Below are 3,605 nucleotides of genomic sequence, written 5' to 3' on the forward strand. Positions count from 1 at the left end.
GCGACGAGACGACGATACAGGTCCTCAAGGAGGAAGGCAAAGCCGCGCAGAGCAAATCGTACATGTGGGTCTACCGCTGAGCGTGAGCGCGGGATTTGATGGAGAGGCGATCAAGGTAAATGATGGAGAAGGAGCGAGCCGCGAGAGCGGCTCGGCGAAGACCATCACGGCTGTTGATCGCGATGCGGTGGAATGGTGATGGACGTGCTCACGCCGGCGCTTCCGGCGCGGAGTTGATCTGCGAGTTGGAGTTGCGACTCGGCATGGCGCCGGACCTGCACGAGGTAATGCGACTCGACGAGCATCACCAGTTCGTGGAGATAGTCGAGGATCGCCGCGGCGTCCGCGTCGGTCAACTCGGGCAGGATGGGGCCGAGCAAGGGAAGGAAGGTCTGGTCTGTCATGGGATACTCAGCGCTTGCCGCGCCGGGTCTGGGTTGCGGTATAGGTTTCGAGGTAGAGCTTTTCGTCGATCTGCGGCAGTTCGCGCTGCGCAGCCTGGGCCAGCAGTTCGCCGGCCAGGTTCATCAGGATGCGATGGTTGCCGGCGGCATGCTCGCAGAGAGTCTGGCGCAGCGGATCGGTCATCAGGCTGGCGTTGCCGGCGCTAGCCAACAGGTGACTCAGGCAGGCCTGCAGTTCGTCCAGGGTGGCGGCCTCCAGGGCCAGGCGCGCGCGGATGCGGCTGCCCAGGGGGATCAGGTCGTCGCGGGTGAACTTGTCGGGCAGGCGGGCATCGCCGGCGAGCACCACGCACAGCAGCGCCTGCGAGTCGAAGCGCGCCGACGCCAGCAGGCGTAACTCCGAGAGGACCGGCGCGCTCATCTCCTGGGCTTCGTCGATCAGCAGCACGCAACGACGGCGGCTGGCGTCCAGATGGGCCAACCAGCGTTCGCGCAAGGCCTTGAAGCCACCCCAGCGGTTCTGCGGCTTGATCGGCACCGCAAAGATGTCGCTCAGCTCCCGGTAGAAGTCGGAGAGGCTGCTCTGTGGGTGGGTAATCGAGCCCACCATCAGGTCGGGCAGACGGGTCAGGCGCTGATGGAGCAGGCGCAAGGCGATGCTCTTGCCGGAACCGGGATCGCCATGCACCATGGCGAAGCCGCCTTCGCGTGCCAGGCCGTTCTCGATGCGCCAGCAGAAGTGATCGAGTCTGGGGTTCACGAAGACCGCTTCGACGGGGATGTCCTGCGCAAAGGGGTTGAACTTCAGGCCGTACAAGGCCAGCAGATTGGGTTGCATCATGGCTTCGCAGGCGGAGTCGGGGGCAGATAGGCGGGAGGCAAACCAGTGGCGGCGTGTTCGGCGAGCAACTGGCGCAGCAAGGGCGCGATGCCGTCCGGGCTGGATTCGGCTGCGGGTGCGACCCGCACTCGCCCGCGCAGCCCATCGGCATTGGCAGACTTATCCAGTGGGAAGACGGCAACCAGTGGCGTGCCGGTGCGCGCATCGACCAGTTCCACTTGGGAGAGGTCCCAGCGCGCATAGTGCAGGCAGACCTGCTCCAGATGGCGATAGGCGGACGGCACCTCGAAGCGCACGGCGTTGAGGGTGAAGGTGCCATCGGAACGGCGCTGGCGGCGATGTTCCTGGATCCGGAAGGCCCGGCGCAACGCCAGCGCCTCCGGGCAGGTCCGCGACACGTCGGCGCAAGACAGGTAGCGTTCGAGCGGCGCCGCGCCGAGCTCAGAGTGTGGCTTGCGATGGTATTCCTGCTCGACCCAGGCCTGGGTGGCCAGGTTCAGCTTGTCCAGCGTCAGATCAGGGTCGCCTTCGAGCATGGCCATCAGTCTGGATTCAACCTGCGCCCAGAAGCTCTCCTGCTTGGCATTCTGATACGGAGAATAAGGTAAGGTGGTCTGGTGCAGAATGCCCAGATGGGCAAGTCCCTCAGTAAATTCGTCGGCCAGCATGGCTGCACCGTTATCGCTCATGATGGCCCTTGGCAGGCCGCGCTTCATGAGTGCCTGCGAGACGCCGTGTACCAGCGACGCGGTCGTTTCGTCGAGGAACCACTGTAGGTGGCAGACCAGCCGGGAGTGATCGTCCATGACACACAGCAGCAAGGGCTTGTGCCACTGACCATCGGGCGTGAGGACCTTGCGCGAGCCGTGGTGGAAGTCCAGGTGCCAGAGCGCGGCCACGTGATCGACTTCGTAGCTGCGCACCTCCCGTTGTTCGCGCCGGGCGGCCGCGGCGATGGCGCCAGGGGTGGTCGAGCGTGGGGTCTTCTGGCGCACGAGGCCGTGGGCTTTGAGGTACCGGCAGACCGTCGTGTAGGAAGGCAGCACGATCGGCGTGCCCTTGAGGGCGGCGACGAGGTTGTCGTAGTGCAGTTGCATGGTCCAGCCGGGATGGGCGCGGTACTGCGCCACCAGCACGTCGGTGATGGCGGCGATCATGCTGGGGAAGTGGCCGTAATCGTCGCGCAGTCGATTCTTGAGTTGGGCGACTGGGTCGTGGACATAACGCGCGCGATAGAACCAGCGCTCGATGGTGGACGCGCCGAAGCGGACGTCGGCGCCGGTGACGGGATGGCGCCAGACCTTGGCCGCCAGCGCCTGCAAGGCGTCCTGCAGCGCGCCCTTGCCCGGCGGCGAGGCCAGCAATGGGCCGATGACCGAGAAGCGCAGGCGCGCCCATCGGTTACGGTGATCGATGGATAGTGACATAGCCCTCCCGAGGGGGTGTGGATGATGGGAAGGGAGGCTACGGGCTGACCAAATGCGCCGCCATCGACAAGTTCTGCGGATCGCAAGCTACATTGGACGCCCCTCAGTCATTGCGATCAGAGCGGGGGAAGCAAGAGACGCAGCAGCGCAGTGAGGCGGCCGGTGTCGGTGTCGGCCTGGACCGTCTGCAGCAGGCGCTCGGGATAGACAACGGCATCTGGCGCGGGCGGCAGACGACCCTGCAGCCACCGGCCGACGGGCGTGGCCGGGAAGGTATCGGTCCACCAGAGGCGCCAGCGTTTGAGCGTGACCCAACTGACATCCGGCAGCCCCTCTGTGCCGGAGCCGTGGGTGCGGCTCGATCGCAGCACCAGAATGATGGCCAGGTAGACGCGCCGGCCGAGGAACCGCACCGAACCTGGCGTCGTGCGTTTGCGGCAGCCGGCGCAGCATAGGCTCAGGCGCGTGCTGCAATCCGGGCGCGCCGCCGGCGGGCAACCCCGCGGCTTGCGGGGATAGTCGGCTCGGTGGAGTGGATGGCCACAATGGCAGCAGCCATTCTGATGGGCGGCTTGCATCAGGTCTTCGTCGATCTGGCGCAACAGGGTAAAGAACGCTGGCGTTTGTAGCAGGGCGTGGCACACTGGCGCAGTCTCCTTCATTGCTGGACACAATAAAGGCGACATCTTCTCTCAGGGCCGTGCTTGCACGATCCCTGAGGGAAGCTCTCTGGCTTCCCTCATCGTGCTTGATCAAATCTCACAGATTCGACATCACAAACGCCGCTCATGCTCACCGCAGCGCCGAGGATTGCGAGCATCCCGTGGTGCTGTTTGACTACCAGCGGGGGCGCGGACAGGAGTATCCGCAGGCGTTTCTCGCAGGCTACGAGGGCATGCTAATGACCGATGGCTACAGTGCCTGGCGTACCCT

The 3,605-nt window shown here is 65.0% G+C and carries 4 protein-coding genes and 2 pseudogenes; 2 read left to right on the plus strand and 4 right to left on the minus strand.

The annotated features are described in order from the left end of the window. Positions 1 to 77, plus strand: a pseudogene (locus tag ACGLHR_RS50970) (transposase); the annotation flags it as partial. A gap of 87 nt (positions 78 to 164) precedes the next feature. Here ACGLHR_RS50970 and ACGLHR_RS50975 read toward each other — a convergent pair. The 4 genes from ACGLHR_RS50975 to ACGLHR_RS50990 form a co-directional block, all read right to left on the minus strand. Continuing rightward, positions 165 to 404, minus strand: a complete 240-nt coding sequence (locus ACGLHR_RS50975; protein ID WP_400103647.1) for a hypothetical protein — start codon at positions 402 to 404, stop codon at positions 165 to 167. A 7-nt stretch (positions 405 to 411) separates the two neighbouring features. Next, positions 412 to 1,245 carry an ExeA family protein gene (locus ACGLHR_RS50980; RefSeq protein ID WP_400103648.1) on the minus strand — a complete coding sequence of 278 codons (834 nt, stop codon included), beginning with the start codon at positions 1,243 to 1,245 and terminating at the stop codon, positions 412 to 414. Beyond that, positions 1,242 to 2,672: a DDE-type integrase/transposase/recombinase gene (locus ACGLHR_RS50985; protein ID WP_400103650.1), complete on the minus strand. Its 1,431-nt coding sequence runs from the start codon at positions 2,670 to 2,672 to the stop codon at positions 1,242 to 1,244. The genes ACGLHR_RS50980 and ACGLHR_RS50985 overlap by 4 nt, the downstream gene beginning before the upstream one ends. A 116-nt stretch (positions 2,673 to 2,788) precedes the next feature. After that, the gene (locus ACGLHR_RS50990; protein ID WP_400103652.1) at positions 2,789 to 3,316 is read right to left on the minus strand and encodes a transposase; all 528 of its coding nucleotides are present in this window, start codon (positions 3,314 to 3,316) and stop codon (positions 2,789 to 2,791) included. A gap of 149 nt (positions 3,317 to 3,465) precedes the next feature. Here ACGLHR_RS50990 and ACGLHR_RS50995 point away from each other — a divergent pair. Continuing rightward, positions 3,466 to 3,605 (plus strand): annotated as a pseudogene (locus ACGLHR_RS50995) (transposase); the annotation flags it as partial.

The organism is Cupriavidus sp. CuC1, from assembly GCF_044627735.1.
Lineage (GTDB): Bacteria > Pseudomonadota > Gammaproteobacteria > Burkholderiales > Burkholderiaceae > Cupriavidus > Cupriavidus ulmosensis.

Excerpts from the sequence above, each read along its gene's own strand:
- ACGLHR_RS50975 (WP_400103647.1), bottom strand. The coding sequence starts at position 404 with ATGACAGACCAGACCTTCCTTCCCTTGCTCGGCCCCATCCTGCCCGAG.
- ACGLHR_RS50980 (WP_400103648.1), bottom strand. The coding sequence starts at position 1,245 with ATGATGCAACCCAATCTGCTGGCCTTGTACGGCCTGAAGTTCAACCCC.
- ACGLHR_RS50985 (WP_400103650.1), bottom strand. The coding sequence starts at position 2,672 with ATGTCACTATCCATCGATCACCGTAACCGATGGGCGCGCCTGCGCTTC.